Source organism: Streptomyces sp. NPDC127190, from assembly GCF_042672505.1.
In the GTDB taxonomy this organism is placed as follows: Bacteria; Actinomycetota; Actinomycetes; order Streptomycetales; family Streptomycetaceae; genus Streptomyces.
Genome location: NZ_JBHXVE010000019.1, coordinates 1 through 15,969 on the forward strand (window position 1 = coordinate 1; position 15,969 = coordinate 15,969).

Genomic DNA, 15,969 nt, shown 5'->3' on the forward strand with positions numbered 1-15,969 from the left:
GCCCGGTTACATTCCGAACCCGGAAGCTAAGCCTCACAGCGCCGATGGTACTGCAGGGGGGACCCTGTGGGAGAGTAGGACACCGCCGAACAATTATTGGGAAAACCCCCGCACCTTTGGTGCGGGGGTTTTCTGCATTTCAGGGTCTTTTCAGAAGGTCACGTCGGCCGTCTTGACGATTCCGCCCCGGCGGCCCGGTGCCGACTGGTCGCTCCAGTAGAGGTTCGTGTGGGCGATGACCTGCTCCGCGGCCGGCGCGCCGTACTCGGTGAGGTCCTGCGTGGTGTGGGCGTCGGCGACGAGTGTGGTGTCGTAACCCCGTGCAAGGGCGCCGTGCAGGGTCGAGCGGATGCAGAAGTCGGTCATGGCGCCCGTGACGAGCAGTCGGCCCACTCCGCGCTCGGCAAGGGCCGACTCAAGGACGGTGTCCTCGAAGGAGTCCCGGTAGGCCTTGGCGACCAGGAGTTCGGTGTCCAGGCGCTTCAGTTCCGGGACGAACTCCCAGCGCTCGGTGCCCGGCACCAGGTCCTCGTCCTGGTGCTGCACCCAGATCACCGGGACGCCGGCGGCGCGGGCCTTGTCGATGAGGGTCGTGATGTTGCTGATGACGGCGGCACGGCGGACGGCGTGCTCCACCACACCGTTCTGGACGTCGATGACGAGCAGTGCGGTGTGCGGGCGGTCGGGAAGTGTGGTCATGCGGACCACGATATGTCGTGTTACTGACAGGCCAGGCCGGAATGGGTGCGTCCTAGACCGGTAGGTGCTGGTGGGGCCAGCGGGTGCGGGCTTGTTCGGGGGAGCGGAGGAGGGCCAGGGTGGGGAGGCCCTGGTCGGCGCCCGTGGCCAGGAGGTCCGGGAGTTGGGGGACGGGGGCCACGGCCGCGATGTCGTCCAGGATCAGGGTGAGTGGTGGGTCGAGCCGACCGGAGGATGACCGTTCGGCCATGCGCCGGCCGCGCTCGACCACGCTGGAGACGAGGGCCGTGAGAAGAGGCATTGCGCCCGGGTGGGTCCGCGGGTCCTCGATGGAGTCACCCACCACATAGAGCGTTCCCCCTTCGTGGACAAAGGAATCCAAGGCGAGCGCATCTGTTCGGTTTGGAGTGCATGCCTCGCGGACGTTGACCGTGGAGAGGGCCGACAGGGCGCGGCTGGTCAGCTCGTGGGCCATGTCGCGGCGCTCGGGGTGTGCGGTGAGCGCGGCCTCGAGTTCGCCGGCGGCGCCCGGGGCGGCCTTGGGGTGGGTGCGCAGGGTGCGGACGGCGTCCTGGACCTGGGTGCCCTGGGCCCAGCGGTGGACGTGCCGGATCGTGCGGTTCTCCAGGGCGGCGGCGTGCAGGTAGCTGCGGAGCAGGGTGATCGCCGTGTCCGTGAGGATCTGGTCGATCTTGGCGGTGGGCTGCACCGGCGCGAGCAGGGCGGTCGCTCGCTGGAGGGCCGTCTGTTTGTCCTCGCAGCCGGTCACCGGGGACCAGTGCAGCCGGGCCGGGGTGTCGCAGAGGTGGGTGGGGTCGTAGAGGAGGCTGGGGCCGAGTTTGGCCCGGGCGTCCTTGGTGTCCTGCCAGAGCGCGGGGTTGGAGGTGACGAGGAGGGCGGGGCCCTCGGCGTCGAGGAGGGCCTGGGCGGCGGGGGTGTGGCGGGCTTCCCTGGGGGCGTAGAGCAGCACGGTTGGTTGGGCCGTGAGGGTGGGTGGAGTGGGTGGGGCGGGTGCCGTGGTGACTGTCCCTGGATCCCTCTCCGGCTCCCGCTGTGGCAGGGGGACGGCTTCCGTCGCTTGCGGCTGCGGCTGCGGCTGCGGCTGCGGCTGCGGTTGGGGCTGGGGTGCCGGTTCTGTGCGGGGTACGGGGACGTCGTAGCGGAGGTTCTGGGACTGGCGGGTGCGGGCTCTGGCCGTGCGCCAGCGGGCTACCGCGCCCATCACGAACACCGTGAGGACGAAGAGGATCATCAGCTGGGCGATGAAGAGGCCCCAGAACAGCCCCCAGCCGGAGAGCCGGCCGGCGGGGGTGTCGGGCCAGGCGCCGGGGAGGTCGTGGGGGTGGCCGATGAGGTGGCGCATGGCCAGGGGGGTGCGGGTGAAGGTGACGCCGTCGGGCCAGTCGCCGTGGGCGAAGAAGGACGCCAGGCCCGTGGCCGTCCACACCAGCACGGTCATGCCGAGGAGGAACGCGAGTATGCCGACCAGCAGGCCGTCCGGGATGCCGCCGGCCCGGCCGCCTGGGTGCCCGCCGCTCTGGTGCCGGTCGCGGCGCTCGTCGGGTGTCACCGTGTTCCTCCCCTGTTTCCCCGGCCTGCCCCGGGTCTCCCTGGCCCTGCCCGCCTACGCCACCGTCGACTCGGAGTCGCCCAGGTGCTGTTCCACGAAGGCGGCGGCCCGCTGCTCGGCCTCCAGTTCGGCGGCGTGCAGGGCGTCGTCGGCGGTGAGGTCGCTGGAGGACTCGGTCATCGCGCGGTCGGTGAAGACCAGGGGGCGTTCGGTCTCCGTGACCAGGTGTTTGACGACCTGGACATTGCCGTTGACGTCCCAGACGGCGATGCCGGGGGTGAGGGTGGGGATGATCTCCACGGCCCAGCGGGGCAGGCCGAGGACGCGGCCGGTCGCCCTCGCCTCGTCGGCTTTCTGGGCGTAGATCGTCCTGGTGGAGGCCATCTTCAGGATGGCCGCGGCCTCCTTGGCGGCCGCGCCGTCGACGACGTCGGACAGATGGTGGACCACCGCCACGAAGGAGAGTCCGAGGCGTCGGCCGAACTTCAGCAGGCGCTGGAACAGCTGGGCCACGAAGGGGCTGTTGATGATGTGCCAGGCCTCCTCGACCAGGAAGATGCGCTTCTTCCGGTCGGGGCGGATCCAGGTGTGTTCCAGCCACACGCCGACGATCGCCATGAGGATGGGCATGGCGATGGAGTTGCGGTCGATGTGGGACAGGTCGAAGACGATGAGGGGGGCGTCGAGGTCGATGCCGACGGTGGTGGGGCCGTCGAACATGCCGCGCAGGTCGCCGTCGACCAGGCGGTCGATGACGAGGGCGACGTCCAGGCCCCAGGCCCGTACGTCGTCTATGGCGACGTTCATGGCCTCGGCGGACTCGGGCTCGGGGTGTCGTAGCTGCTCGACGATGTCGGAGAGGACGGGCTGGCGGTCGACGATCGTCTCGTTGACGTAGGAGTGGGCGACCTTGAGGGCGAAGCCGGAGCGTTCGTCCAGGCCGTGGCCCATCGCGACCTCGATGATCGTGCGGAGCAGGGCCAGCTGGCCGGTGGTGGTGATCGACGGGTCGAGGGGGTTGAGGCGGATGCCGTGGTTCAGGGCGGCCGTCGGGTCGAGGCGGATGGGTGTTATCCCCAGCTCCTGCGCGATCAGGTTCCATTCGCCGACGCCGTCCTCGCCCTGGGCGTCCAGGACGACGACCTGGCGGTCCTTGAAGCGCAGCTGGCGCAGGACGTAGGTCTTCTCCAGGGCCGACTTGCCGTTGCCGGACTCGCCGAGGACGAGCCAGTGCGGTGCCGGGAGCTGTTGGCCGTAGAGCTGGAAGGGGTCGTAGATGTAGCCCTTTCCGGAGTACACCTCGCGGCCGATGATGACGCCGGAGTCGCCGAGGCCCGGGGCGGCGGTGGGCAGATAGACGGCCTGCGCCTGGCCCGTGGAGGTGCGGACCGGGAGACGGGTCGTCTCGACCCTTCCGAAGAGGAAGGACGTGAAGGCGTCGGTGAGGACGGACAGCGGATCCCGCATCGGCGAATCAGCCCCTACCTTCGGATGCCGGTGGCGAAGGGAAGTGTGTTCACGAAGGCGCGGTGGTGCTCTCGGTCGCACCACTCCAGCTTGAGGTACGACTTGCCGGCGGAGGCCCTTATCGTGCGCTTGTCGCGGGCGAGGGCGTCCGGGGTGCGGGAGGACACGGTGATGTAGCCGACCAGGTTGACGCCGGCCGCGCCGCTGGCGAGGTCTTCGCCGCGCTGGTCGAGCCGGTTGTGGGCGGCGATGTCGCGCGGGTCGACGGTGCGGTTCATCTTGGCGGCGCGGGAGGCCTCGGCCACGTCGTTGGTCTTCTCGGTCAGCATGCGTTCGATGGCGATCTCGGTGGGTTCGAGGTCCATGGTCACGGCGACCGTGCGGATGACGTCCGGGGTGTGGACGAGCAGGGGCGCGAGGAAGTTCACGCCGACGGGGGTCATGGGCCATTCCTTCACCCAGGCGGTGGCGTGGCACCAGGGGGCGCGGGTGCTGGACTCGCGGGTCTTGGCCTGGAGGAAGGTGGGTTCGGTGGCGTCCAGTTCGGCCGGCCAGGCGTTGCGCTGGGTCATCGCCTGGATGTGGTCGATGGGGTGGTCGGGGTCGTACATGGAGTGGATGAGGGAGGCGAGCCGGCCCTGGCCGAGGGGCTGGCGGACGCGGATGTCGGCCTCCTGGAGGCGCGAGCAGATGTCGGTCAGCTCGCGGGCCATGACGACGGCGAGTCCGGCGTCCCGGTCGACCTTGCCGCCGTGCGCGCGGACGGCGCGGGCCATGGCGTTGGCCTCGGCGGCGAGTTCGCGGTTGAAGTGCATGCAGGCGACGAGGTAGGCGCGGTGCTGCTCGCTGCTGGTGGAGACCATGGACTGGAGCTGGTCGTAGGACTGCTGGAGCCAGCTCGGGGCGCGGTCGTCGCCGCGCTGGGCGACGTCCTTGGCGTGGGCGTCGGGGTCGGCGGGGAGGGTGCGGGCGAGCATCTGGAGGCGGGTGACGAAGCCGTCGCCGTTGGCCACGTGCTTGAGGAGGGTGCCGAAGCGGTCGACGAGGGCTTCCTGGTCCTCGGAGTCGCGCAGGCCGACGCCGGGGCCCTCGATCTCGATGGCGGCGGTGACGGTCTTGCGGTCGGCGTGCAGGAGTACGGCGATCTCGTCGGGGCCGAAGGGGGCGGCGAGCCAGGTGATGCGGCCGATGCCGGGGGGCGGGCCGATCTCGATCTCGTGGCCGTCGAGGCGGGTGCCGGCCTCCATGGCGCTGGAGCGGTAGACGGCGGCGCCGCGCTTCAGGGTGCGCTTGTAGCTGCGGTTGATCTCGAACCACTTGTAGAAGGTGCGGCGCTTGTACGGCACGTAGACGGCGGCGAGCGCGAGCAGGGGGAAGCCGGTCAGCAGCACGATGCGCAGGGACAGGACCGGGACGAGGAGGCCGCACATCATGCCGAGGAACGCGCCGATGACGATGAGCGCGATCTCGCCGGACTCGCGGTTCCGGCCGATGATCGCGTTCGGCCGGGCGCGGCCGATGAGATAGGTACGGCGGGGCGTGATCGGGTGGGACGACAGGTGGGACTCGGTCGTCAACGCCCTTCACCTCCTGTGCGGTTGTTGCGGGTGTTGCTGGCGTGCGGGGTGTTGACCGGGCTGGGTGCGCGGGGGGCGGGGGTGGCGGAGGGGACGGCTCCGCCGGTGCCCGTGCTGGGGGTACGGCTGCTGTGGGCGGCGACGCCGCCGGTGGCGGGGTTGGCGGGGCGGGGGGCGCTGCTTGCGGTGCCGGCGGGGCCGTTGCTGTCGGCGCGGGTGCTGTGGGTCTTGATGCCCTGGGCGACGAGGCTGGCGGGGGAGCTGATGACGGCGGCGGCCTTGGATTCGGCGCCCTGCATGATGCGGTTGTTGCGGCCGGACGCGATCTCGTCGCCGAAGCCGGGGACGAAGCGGTAGATGGCGGCGCTGGCGAAGATGGCGAGCAGGATGATGGCGAGGCCGGAGACGACGGCGGAGAAGGCGTCGGGGCCGTTGCCGGAGGAGAGGGCGCCGGCGAGGCCGAGGACGATGACGATGACCGGCTTGACCAGGATGACGGCGATCATGATGCCGGCCCAGCGGCGGACGTGTCCCCAGAGGTTCTTGTCGACGAGTCCGGCGTAGACGACGGTGCCGAGGAGGGCGCCGACGTAGAGCAGGGCGGCGCGGATGACGAGCTCCAGCCAGAGGACGCCGGCGGCGAGGATGCTGACGAGGGAGACGACGATCAGCATGATGGGGCCGCCGCCGATGTCGTTGCCTTTGGCGAGGGCGCCGGAGAAGGTGCCGAAGAAGATGTCGGCCTGGTCGCCGGTGGCTTTGGCGAGGACGTCGGTGACGCTGTCGGTGGCGGAGACGACGGTGTAGAGGATCAGGGGGGTGAAGGCGGAGGCCAGCACGGTGAGCCAGAGGAAGCCGACGGCTTCGGAGATGGCGGTGGTGAGGGGGACGCCGCGGACGGCTCGCTTGGCGACGGCGAGGAGCCAGAGGACGAGGGTGAGGATGGTGGAGGCGGCGAAGACGATGGCGTACTGCTGGAGGAACTTCTGATTGGTGAAGTCGACGGTGGCGGTGTCCTTCACGGCCTTGCTCAGCTTGTCCACCGTCCAGGAGGCGGCTTGGGCGCAGCCTTTGGCGAGGGAGGAGAGGGGGTCCTGGGTGGAGGTGTCCGGGACGTTGGGAACGGCAGATCCGCTGGTTGCGTTGCCGCGTTCGCAGTACTTCTTGGCGGGTCCGCGGATCACGTCGCAGTGGTATTTGGCCGACGGCGAGGGCGACGGGCTGCCCGTGGGGGTGGGCGTGGGTGCGGCGAAGGCGCGCGTGGCCAGCAGCACGGCCGTGGTCTGCACGGCTGCCACGACTCCGGCGAGCTTCAGCGCACGTTGCGGGCTACCGGGCATACGTGAACCCTCCGTACTCCTCTACGGCCTTCGTCATGTCGTCGGCGGTGGAAGCTCTCTGATCACGGCCTACGGGGACGGGCCCGTCCTTTTGCTGGAAGTCGGTGACCTTCCAGTCGTTGCTGACCCATTTCAGCTCGAAGGTGTTGGTGAACCAGCTCTCGGTCACGGGGTTGGTCGATGATGTGCCCGACAGGCCGAACAGCGACGTGTACCAGACCTCCACCGTGGCGGTGTCCGTCGTTGACGCCGTGACCTTCGTACCGACAGGAATGACCCGGGAGACGAAGGTCTGGCCCGGTGGTGCGGTGCCGTCCTTCGTCAGGCCGATGTTGGAGAGGAACTCCTGGCTGGCGTACACGCGGTCCAACTCAGACTGCCGGGAAGCGGCGACGTCGGGCGTGTAGACCGTGTCGACGATCGCGTGCCGCTTCGTCATGTCGAACATGTCGGCCGATCCCATCGCCACCGCGTAGTTTGCCGCCGCGCTCTGCGCTCCCTGCTCCGTATGGGCGAAGCCCGAGGGGATGCCGGCGGTTTTCGTGTCCACCGGGCGGGTGCCGGACGGGGCGGTGGCCGTTGCCTGGGGCTGGGCGCCCTTTCCGGATGGGCTGTCGGCTGGTGAATCGTCTCCCCGGTTCGCGAATGCGATTGCTGCGATCAGGAGGACCACCACGCCGACGACCGTCACCAGGCTTTTCGAGGAGCTGCGGGTGGGGCGGCGGGGGGCGCCGCCGTAGGGGTCGTTGTCCGGTAGGCGGGTGCGGGTGTGGCCCGTGTCGGTGTGGTCGTGGTACGGCTGGTCGTCGCCGGGATTCATGGGACTCATGCCGTGCGTGCCCCCTCCGCCTCGTGGATATACGACGGTAGCCGTGCTGGTTCCCGCGCGGGCGCGGTGTGGTGACTCGACATCAGGGAAACGCAACCTCAGCCGGTGGGCACGACGGGTGGGTGGGGAGGGAGAGGGGGAGGGCTCAGACCGCCATGCCGTAGACGATGGTGAACAGTGTGCCGAGGGAGCCGATGATGAAGACTCCGGTGAGGCCGGCGATGATCAGGCCCTTGCCCTGTTCCGCGCTGAAGGTGTCCCGCAGGGCCGTGGCGCCGATGCGCTGTTTGGCCGCGCCCCAGACCGCGATGCCCAGGCAGAGGAGGATGGCCACGGCCATGACCACCTCGATCATCACCTTCGCCTCGTTGCCCAGGCTGCCGAAGGGGCCCCAGTTCGGGGCGATCCCGCCGATGATGGTGTTGATGTCTCCCTTGTCGGCCGCAAAGAGCATGTAAGTCACCGCCCCTGGTGGGTAGTTCCGCGAACGCCCCTGCGGGTGTGCAGAGGTCGGGCCTCATTCTCGCCGACAACGTCGCCTTCGTATGTCGACTTGACGTCATTGGCTGACGGGTTTCGTACGAATAGCTCGTACGGTCACTCTGTGTATCACGGCAGGTCACCCCGGGCAACGAGGTCAGATCGGAACCTGCCGTGGGTTCCGTCGTTGTCCCCCTTTACCGAAGATGTTCTCACGGTACGTCAGGCACCGGTCAGAACAGGGAAAACGGGTCACGGCCGGTTGCCGTGACCCGTCTTCCTTTCCGTGCCGCCGAGGGGACCCCACGTCCCCCTCGCACTGGCGGCTCCCCGTGACCCGACGGGGTGGACCTGTCGAGCCTGGTCAGCCCGTGAAGGCGTCCGTGCCCTCGGGGGTGCCCCAGCCGGTCGGGCCGTCGTAGCCGGACCGGGCGGTGCACAGGTAGCTCGCGCCGGCGGAGCAGCTGCCGTTGCTGCCGCTGGTGACGTCGTTCAGGGCGGAGGTGCCGGCGGCCGCGTAGGGGAACTCGGCCGGGTAGCTGCCGCTGCTGGGGGTGCCGGCGAGGGCGTAGACGCCGGCGATGATCGGCGCGCTGGCGCTGGTGCCGCCGAAGGTGTACCAGCCGGCGGTGACGCCGTAGGAGTCGTAGACCGCGACGCCGGTCGCCGGGTCGGCCACCGCCGACACGTCGGCGATGGTGCGCTTGGCGCAGCCGGTGTCCGTCTGCCAGCTGGGCTTGGCGTCGTAGGCGGAGCAGCCGGAGCCGGTGCCCTCGGTGGAGCTGGTGTTCCACACCTTCTCGGTCCAGCCGCGGGAGGTGGACGAGGTCGACAGGGCGGTGCCGCCGACGGCGGTGACGTACTTGGAGGCGGCCGGGTACTCGGCGCCGTAGCCCTCGTCGCCCGCGGAGACGGTGATGGCCACGCCCGGGTGGTTGTAGTACGAGGAGTCGTAGGTCGAGTCGGAGGAGGACTCGGAGCCGCCGTAGCTGTTGGAGACGAAGGTGGCGCCCAGCTTGACCGCCTCGTTCACCGCGGTGCCGAGGTTGGTCATGGACGCGGACTTGGCCTCGACCAGCATGATGTTGCAGTTGGGGCAGACGGCGGAGGCCATGTCCAGGTCGAGCGACTCCTCCTGGGCCCAGCCGGAGTCGGCGGTGGGCAGGGAGGTGGTGGAGCCGGTCTGGCCGACCTTGGTGAAGCAGCCGTTGGCGGTGGTGCAGGAGGAAAGGCCGTAGTAGGAGCGGTACTTCGCGAGGTCCGCCTCGGCGTTCGGGTCGTCGTAGGCGTCGACGATCGCGATGGTCTCGCCGGAGCCGTTGGCGGAGGCGGCGTCGGTCAGGCCGTAGGCGTCCTGGAGGTCGGAGGGGCCGTACCCGGTGGGGCTGGCGGCGGCGGCCTTCGGGGTGGCCTTGGCGGCCTTGCCGGTCCGCTGGGCCAGGGCCTTCTCGAAGGCGGTCACCCCGCCGGTGACCCGGAAGGAGTTGCAGGCCAGGTCGCCGTGGTGCTTGGGCGTGGCGCAGGGGGTGGCCGCCCAGGTCACCTTGGGGGCGGTGGCGGTGGCGGTGGCCGTGGTGGCGGCGTCCGCGTGGGCGGCGGTGGCCAGGCCGGCGGCGAGCAGGGCGGCGGTGGCCGCGACGGCCGAGCCGGCCCGGCGCCATCTGCCGGATATGTGGGGGGAGCTGGGGGTGGTCGTACGCAACGTACAGCCTCCTGGAAGTGGTGGGCAGAGGCCTGCGGGTGGGGGGACCACCGGTGGGTGACCGGTGGGGGCGGCGGCCCGCGCACGACACTCGCTTGTTGAGTACGCAACAACAAGCGGCTTTCGGAATTCTGACTCTCGCGTTACTGAAGGAGGCCCGGCGATTACCGGCCAATGGCGGTGGGATGGCTGTGCGCTGGCAGCCGCTTGACCGTGATCACAGCGGGGGCACAGGGGCGGGCCCAGGGGCGGGTCGCGTCGGTCAGCGGGGCGTGAGGCCGTGCAGCAGCAGATGGACGTGGTCGTCCAGGCCGGCCAGCGCCTCCTCGGCGTCCAGCGCGCAGGCGGCGATCAGCCCGGCGAGGCCGTGCAGGCTCGCGGCGGCGACCAGGGTGAGGCGCTCGGGGTCGCCCGGCACCAGCTCGCCCTGTTCCTGGGCGGCGGCGAAGGTGCGGGTCAGGGAGCCGAAGGAGCGGTCGACGGCCGCGGCGAGCCGGTCGGAGCTGTCCGGGTGGTGCTTGCGCGCGAACATCAGCTCCAGCAGTTCCGGGTTCTCCACGGCGAACTCGAGGTAGGCGCGGGCCAGGGCCGTCATCCGCTGTTCGAAGGTGCGGCCGGGCTGGGCGGCGGCGCCGTCCAGGGCCTGGGTCAGGCGCTCGTAGCCGTCCAGGGCGAGCGCGTCCAGCAGGGCCTGCTTGTCCTTGAAGTGGCGGCCGGGGGCGGCGTGGCTCACGCCGGTGTCCCGGGCCAGCTCGCGCAGCGAGAGCGCGCCGGCCCCCTTCTCGCGCAGGGTGCGCTCGGCGCTCCTGAGCAGGGCGGCGCGCAGGTCTCCGTGGTGGTAGGGGCGGCTCTGGCGGATGCGCGGCATGTGGGCCATCGTAACCGGATGTTGTCAGCGTCAGCTTTGTTGTCGTCGACTTCATTGTTGTCGTTGACTGCATTGTTGGCGGTGTCTACATTGGGTCCATGGCTGCTACGAGCGCACAGCGCGAGACCTGGAACGTGAACCGTCTGCCCGACCTGACCGGCCGTACGGTCGTGATCACCGGCGCCAACAGCGGCATCGGCCGCACCACCGCCCAGGCGCTGGCCCGGGCCGGGGCGCATGTGGTGTTCGCCGTGCGCGACCCGGAGCGCGGCCGGGCCGCGGCGGCACAGGCGGGCGGCAGCACCGAGGTGCGCCGGCTGGACCTCGCCGACCTGGACTCGGTGCGCGCGTTCGCCGCCGGCTGGGACCGCCCGCTGGATGTGCTCATCAACAACGCGGGCGTGATGATGCTGCCGGAGCTGCGCACCAAGGACGGCTTCGAGATGCAGTTCGGCACCAACCACCTCGGCCACTTCGCACTGACCAACCTGCTCCTGCCGCACATCACCGACCGCGTGGTGACCGTCTCCTCCGGGCTGCACCGCGGCGGCGACGGCGTGATCCACTTCGCCGACGTCAACCTCACCGGCCGTTACTCGCCTACCCGCGCCTACGCCCAGTCCAAGCTGGCCAACCTGCTGTTCACCCTGGAGTTGCAGCGCCGGCTGACCGAGTCCGGTTCGGCCGTGCGCGCCCTCGCCGCGCACCCCGGGTACGCGGCGACCAACCTCCAGAGCCACGCGGGCAACCCCCTGCTGCGGGCCGCCATGGCGGTCGGCAACCGGCTCTTCGCGCAGGACGACCGCTCCGGCGCCCTGCCCACGCTCTTCGCCGCGACCCAGGACCTGCCCGGAGCGGCGTACGTCGGTCCCGGCGGCCTCGGCGAGATGCGCGGCGCGCCCACCCTGGTCGGCCGGAGCGCGGCGGCGAGCGACCCGGCGGCCGCTCGCCGGCTGTGGACGCTGTCGGAGAAGATGACCGGGGTGACCTGGCCGTCGGCGCCGGTCAGCCGACCGTGATGTGCTGGTCCATGCCGAGCTGCTTGTGGCCGTCGACCGGGCAGTACAGGTCGTAGGTGCCCTTCTTCAGAGTGACCGTGAGCGTGGCGTGCTGCCCGCCCGCGATGGTCTTGGTGTGGGCGTCCTCCACGCCGGGTCCGTCGATCGACAGGGCGTGGGTGATGTGGCCGGCGTTGTCGGAGACGAAGGTGTAGGTGCCCGGGGTGAAGGACGACCGGGACAGCTTCAGCGCGTACTCCGTCTCGGTGACGGTGACCCGGGTTCCCGAGCCCGCCGTCCCCGAACTCGCCGTCCCCGGGCTCGTCGCGGGACCTCCGGTGCCTCCGCCGCCGGTGCCCCCGCCTCCGCCGCCTCCGCAGGCGGCCAGGAGGAGGGCGGCGGAGAAGGCCACCGCGGTGCCGCCGAGTGCCGTACGGGCTGTATGTGCCGTACGAGCGGTATGTGCCGAGAGCGCCATCAGAACCACCTCTTCCAGCTCTTTCCGGGTGCTCGCTCCCAGAGGTGCTTATAAGGGGTACGTCCGGACACGGCAGGGCGTTCAGTGGGGCGGTCGAGCGGATACGGTGACGGGGACGGAATCTTCCCCGCACACGGAGGGCGGCAGGGCATGGACGGCACCGGCGGCCCGGTCTTCCGGCTCGACGGCCGGACCGCCCTGGTGACCGGGTCCGTGCGCGGCCTCGGCCTGGAGATGGCCCGCGGGCTGGCCGGGGCCGGTGCGCGCGTCGTCCTCAACGGCCGTGATCCGGCCGCGCTGGAGGCGGTCGCGGCGGGGCTGCGGACGGACGCCGGGTACGACATCGCCACGGCCGCGTTCGACGTCACCGACCGGCCGGCCGCCGAGGAGGCGGTGAGCGCGCTCGGCGCCATAGACATCCTGGTCAACAACGTCGGCCACCGCGACCGCAGGGGCGTGGCCGAGATGACGCCCGAGCAGCTGGGCGCGCTGCTCGATGTGCATCTGACCTCGGCGTACGCCCTGAGCCAGACGGTCGCGCGGGGGCTGGCCGCGCGGGGCGCGGCGGGCCGGATCATCAACATCTCCTCGGTGGTCGGGCAGTTGGGCCGTACGGGTGATGTCGGCTACGCCACCGCGAAGGCGGGCCTCGACGGGCTGACCCGGGCGCTCGCCGCCGATCTGGGGCCGGGCGGTACGACGGTCAACGCGGTCGCGCCGGGCACCTTCGCCACCGAGGTCAACGCCGAGCTGGCCGAGGACCCGGACTGGCGGCGCTGGCTGCGCACCCGCACCGCCCTGGGCCGCTGGGGCCGCCCGGAGGAGATCGCGGGCATCGTCGTCTTCCTGGCGAGCGACGCGGCGTCCTTCGTCACCGGGCAGACCATCGCGGTGGACGGCGGCATGACGACCACGTTCTGAGCGGTGCCGCCCCTTTCTGGCGCGTTCTGCTTCCGTTGTGTCGTTTTCCCGCCCCGCTCCGACCTCACTTCGCACGCGTTTTCGGTGCTGCGGTGGCGGCAATACGGGGGTTCACAGGAAAATCTCAGTGAAGTCGGAGCGGGATTCTCACCTTCGTGAGACAGAGTGGGGCCTGATGAAGCGCATCTCACGCATCTGGATCACCGCACGTCCCACGCTGCTGTGTGTCGTGGTGACGCTTGCCCTGACCTCGGCGTCGGTGGCGGCTGCCGACGAGCCGGGTCCCTTCGGGATCACCGCGGAGGTCGGTGCCTCGAGGCAGAGTGCGCGGATCGGTGCGCTGTTCGGCGCGGACCGGGCCCAGAAGCTGGCCGGCGGCCACTACTGCACCGCCTCGGTGGTGCACAGCCCGCGGGGCGACCTCATCCTCACCGCGGCGCACTGCGTGGACGGCGTCGACGGCGACCTGGTGTTCGTGCCCGGATACCGGGACGGGAAGGCGCCGTACGGGGTGTGGAAGGTGCGGCGGCGCTTCGTGCCCGACGGCTGGGCCAAGGACCAGGACGAGGACAGCGACCTCGCCTTCGCGACCCTGGCCGAGCTGCACGGCAAGCGGATCGAGTCGGTGGTCGGCGCCAACCGGTTCACGCCCGGCACGGTGACCGGGGTCACCGCGGTGACGGTCACCGGCTACCCCGATGTCCGCGAGACGCCCATCGGCTGCACCAACCGGCCGTCCCGGCACAGCGGCACCCAACAGCGCATCGACTGCCCCGGCTTCACCAGCGGCACCAGCGGCAGCCCCTGGATCAACGGCGACAACCAGGTCGTCGGCGTCCTCGGCGGCCATGAGCTGGGCGGCTCGACCCCCGACACCTCCTACAGCGTGGTGCTGGGCGGCGAGGCGGCGGAGCTCTACAAGGACGCGATCGCGGCCTCCTGACTCATCGTCAGCGACCGCTGATTCGGCTGTACAGCCCCACGCGGGGCGCGAAATGACGCCACATCACCCCGAAATTGTCGTGAACGGCACCCACATGGGGGAAAGTTGACCCCGTGCGGAAGGTATGGGTGATCGGTGGAGCGGCCGTCGGGCTCGGGCTGAGCTTCGTCCTGCTGCTGGTCGTGGGGGTGTACGTCGTCGCCGGGAACATCCTGGGCGGGGTGACCTCGGGCAGCCGGGGGCTGGCCAAGGGCGCCGTGCCGGCCGCGTACAAGTCGCTCGTGCAGCAGTGGGGGAACCTGTGTCCCGCGCTCACCCCGGCGCTGCTCGCCGCCCAGCTGTACCAGGAGAGTGGCTGGAACCCGACCGTCGTCAGCCCGGCCGACGCCCGGGGCATCGCGCAGTTCATCCCGAGCACCTGGGCCACGCACGGCATCGACGGCAACGGGGACGGCAAGAGGGACATCTGGGACCCGGCCGACGCCATCCCGTCGGCCGCGTCGTACGACTGCGAACTCGCCAAGTACGTGAAGGACGTGCCGGGGAACGTCTCCGACAACATGCTCGCCGCCTACAACGCCGGTGCCTACCGGGTCATCCGCTCGGGTGGGGTTCCGGCCATCAGCGAGACACAGAACTACGTCCAGCGGATCAACAGCCTGGCCAAGAGCTTCGCCGCCCCCACCAGCCGTATCGACCCCACCCAACAGGCCGCCGGAGCCATCGAGTTCGCGCAGCAGAAGCTCGGCACGCCGTATCTGTGGGGTGGCGAGGGCACGCCGGAGCAGGGCGGGCGGTTCGACTGCTCGGGGCTGACGCAGGCGTCGTACGCCAGTGTCGGGATCACGCTGCCGCGGGTCGCCAACGACCAGTACAACGCGGGCCCGCACCCCTCGCGGGACCAGCTGCTCCCCGGTGACCTGGTGTTCTTCTCCAACGACCTGAGCGACTCCCGGGCCATCCACCACGTCGGGATCTATGTGGGCGGTGGGTACATGATCGACGCGCCGAGGACCGGCGCGGTGATCCGCTTCGACCCGATCGACAGCCCGGACTACTTCGGGGCCACCCGGGTCACCGAGGATGGCGCGAAAGCACTGCCCACCCATGTCTGAGCGGAGCGTGAAGTCACCCCCTGAGCTGCGATGACGAGTCTCTCTTCGATAACGTCTGCGTGATCATTCAGTGGAGAGTGGAACGTATTGATGGTGGCTGTGCGTTCCTGTTGACGTAGCCGAGCGGACGTCAGTACGGGCAGTGCGGGCAGGACCGCAGTACAGCGGAAGCGGATCTACGACACCACGGGGGTGGGAAAGCGGCGCACACGAGGTGCGTCCGGTAGCCGACGAAGGGGCCACAGCACCATGGCTGTACTCGCCGAATCCGGATCGAACCCCGACGTCGACCTGCTCTACGACATCAATGGTCTTGCCAAGGACGCCCCGCACTGGTTCGACCGGATCATGGCGTTCGTCGGTGAGTACGGCCTGTTGGTCGCGATGGTGCTGCTGGTGCTGTGGTGCTGGTGGTCCGTGCGGCGGTGGGGCGGCGAGGAGGCCGCGCCCTCGCTGGCCGCGCTGGTCTGGGCGCCGCTCGCGGCCGCGATCGCGGTGCTGGTGAACATCCCGATACGGGGTTTCGTGGAGCGCCCCCGGCCGTTCCGGGACCACCAGGGGCTGGACGTCCTGGTCTCCGGCAAGACCGACTTCTCCTTCGTCAGCGACCACGCCACCCTCACCATGGCGCTCGGGGTGGGGCTGTTCGTCGCCCACCGCCGCTTCGGCCTCGCCGGGATCGGGCTCGCGCTGTTCGAGGGGTTCTGCCGGGTCTTCATGGGCGTGCACTACCCGACGGACGTCATCGGCGGCTTCGCGCTGGGTACGGCGGTGGTGCTGCTGCTGTCCCCGCCGGCCACCGCGCTGCTCACACCGGTGCTGCGGGCGGTGGAGCGGTCGCCCCGGCTGGGCCGGCTGGTGCGCCGGCGTACGGCGGCGGGGGTGCCGGTGCTTCCGGGTGCGCGCAGCTCGGCGGAGCGCGAGGAGCGGGACCTCGCGGCGTGACCGGGTGAACCGCCAGGCCCCTAAGGGCTTACAGCCG

The 15,969-nt window shown here is 70.4% G+C and carries 15 protein-coding genes and 1 rRNA gene; 6 read left to right on the forward strand and 10 right to left on the reverse strand.

Annotated elements, in window-relative coordinates:
- A 5S ribosomal RNA gene (gene rrf / locus ACFVIU_RS26280) occupies positions 1-91 on the forward strand; the annotation flags it as partial.
- 59 nt (positions 92-150) lie between these two features.
- Here rrf and ACFVIU_RS26285 read toward each other — a convergent pair.
- The 9 genes from ACFVIU_RS26285 to ACFVIU_RS26325 all read right to left on the reverse strand — a co-directional run bounded on the left by ACFVIU_RS26285 (position 151) and on the right by ACFVIU_RS26325 (position 10,532).
- Entirely contained in the window at positions 151-699 is a 549-nt protein-coding gene (locus tag ACFVIU_RS26285; RefSeq protein WP_385845472.1) for a cysteine hydrolase family protein, read from the reverse strand.
- Between the two features lie 52 nt (positions 700-751).
- The gene (locus tag ACFVIU_RS26290) at positions 752-2,269 is read right to left on the reverse strand and encodes a type VI secretion protein (RefSeq protein WP_385845473.1); all 1,518 of its coding nucleotides are present in this window, start codon (positions 2,267-2,269) and stop codon (positions 752-754) included.
- 54 nt (positions 2,270-2,323) lie between these two features.
- Positions 2,324-3,736, reverse strand: a complete 1,413-nt coding sequence (locus ACFVIU_RS26295; protein WP_385845474.1) for an ATP-binding protein — start codon at positions 3,734-3,736, stop codon at positions 2,324-2,326.
- 14 nt (positions 3,737-3,750) lie between these two features.
- On the reverse strand, positions 3,751-5,313 hold the full coding sequence (locus tag ACFVIU_RS26300; protein ID WP_385845476.1) for an SCO6880 family protein: 1,563 nt from the start codon (positions 5,311-5,313) through the stop codon (positions 3,751-3,753).
- Positions 5,310-6,653 (reverse strand): hypothetical protein, encoded by a 1,344-nt coding sequence (locus ACFVIU_RS26305; RefSeq protein WP_385845477.1) that lies wholly within the window; start codon positions 6,651-6,653, stop codon positions 5,310-5,312. Before ACFVIU_RS26305 ends, ACFVIU_RS26300 begins: the two co-directional genes overlap by 4 nt.
- Positions 6,643-7,473: a hypothetical protein gene (locus tag ACFVIU_RS26310; RefSeq protein WP_385845478.1), complete on the reverse strand. Its 831-nt coding sequence runs from the start codon at positions 7,471-7,473 to the stop codon at positions 6,643-6,645. Before ACFVIU_RS26310 ends, ACFVIU_RS26305 begins: the two co-directional genes overlap by 11 nt.
- A gap of 154 nt (positions 7,474-7,627) precedes the next feature.
- Positions 7,628-7,936, reverse strand: a complete 309-nt coding sequence (locus ACFVIU_RS26315; protein ID WP_009189392.1) for a hypothetical protein — start codon at positions 7,934-7,936, stop codon at positions 7,628-7,630.
- A gap of 390 nt (positions 7,937-8,326) precedes the next feature.
- Positions 8,327-9,664 (reverse strand): peptidase S8, encoded by a 1,338-nt coding sequence (locus ACFVIU_RS26320; protein WP_385845479.1) that lies wholly within the window; start codon positions 9,662-9,664, stop codon positions 8,327-8,329.
- Positions 9,665-9,926: 262 nt separating this feature from the next.
- Positions 9,927-10,532: a TetR/AcrR family transcriptional regulator gene (locus tag ACFVIU_RS26325; protein ID WP_385845480.1), complete on the reverse strand. Its 606-nt coding sequence runs from the start codon at positions 10,530-10,532 to the stop codon at positions 9,927-9,929.
- Between the two features lie 98 nt (positions 10,533-10,630).
- Here ACFVIU_RS26325 and ACFVIU_RS26330 point away from each other — a divergent pair, with 98 nt between their 5' ends.
- Positions 10,631-11,551: an oxidoreductase gene (locus tag ACFVIU_RS26330; protein ID WP_385845481.1), complete on the forward strand. Its 921-nt coding sequence runs from the start codon at positions 10,631-10,633 to the stop codon at positions 11,549-11,551.
- Here the strand turns inward: ACFVIU_RS26330 and ACFVIU_RS26335 are convergent.
- A complete protein-coding gene (locus ACFVIU_RS26335) occupies positions 11,538-12,008 on the reverse strand; it encodes a plastocyanin/azurin family copper-binding protein (RefSeq protein ID WP_385845482.1) in 471 nt (156 codons plus the stop codon). The two genes, ACFVIU_RS26330 and ACFVIU_RS26335, sit on opposite strands and share 14 nt — an antisense overlap.
- A 150-nt stretch (positions 12,009-12,158) precedes the next feature.
- Between ACFVIU_RS26335 and ACFVIU_RS26340 the strand changes: the two genes are divergently transcribed.
- The 4 genes from ACFVIU_RS26340 to ACFVIU_RS26355 all read left to right on the forward strand — a co-directional run bounded on the left by ACFVIU_RS26340 (position 12,159) and on the right by ACFVIU_RS26355 (position 15,932).
- Entirely contained in the window at positions 12,159-12,929 is a 771-nt protein-coding gene (locus ACFVIU_RS26340) for an SDR family oxidoreductase (RefSeq protein ID WP_385845483.1), read from the forward strand.
- Positions 12,930-13,104: 175 nt separating this feature from the next.
- Positions 13,105-13,872: a trypsin-like serine peptidase gene (locus tag ACFVIU_RS26345; protein WP_385845484.1), complete on the forward strand. Its 768-nt coding sequence runs from the start codon at positions 13,105-13,107 to the stop codon at positions 13,870-13,872.
- Positions 13,873-13,985: 113 nt separating this feature from the next.
- Positions 13,986-14,987 carry an NlpC/P60 family protein gene (locus ACFVIU_RS26350; protein ID WP_385845485.1) on the forward strand — a complete coding sequence of 334 codons (1,002 nt, stop codon included), beginning with the start codon at positions 13,986-13,988 and terminating at the stop codon, positions 14,985-14,987.
- A gap of 249 nt (positions 14,988-15,236) precedes the next feature.
- Positions 15,237-15,932 (forward strand): phosphatase PAP2 family protein, encoded by a 696-nt coding sequence (locus tag ACFVIU_RS26355; RefSeq protein WP_385845487.1) that lies wholly within the window; start codon positions 15,237-15,239, stop codon positions 15,930-15,932.
- The last annotated feature ends 37 nt before the right edge of the window (positions 15,933-15,969 follow it).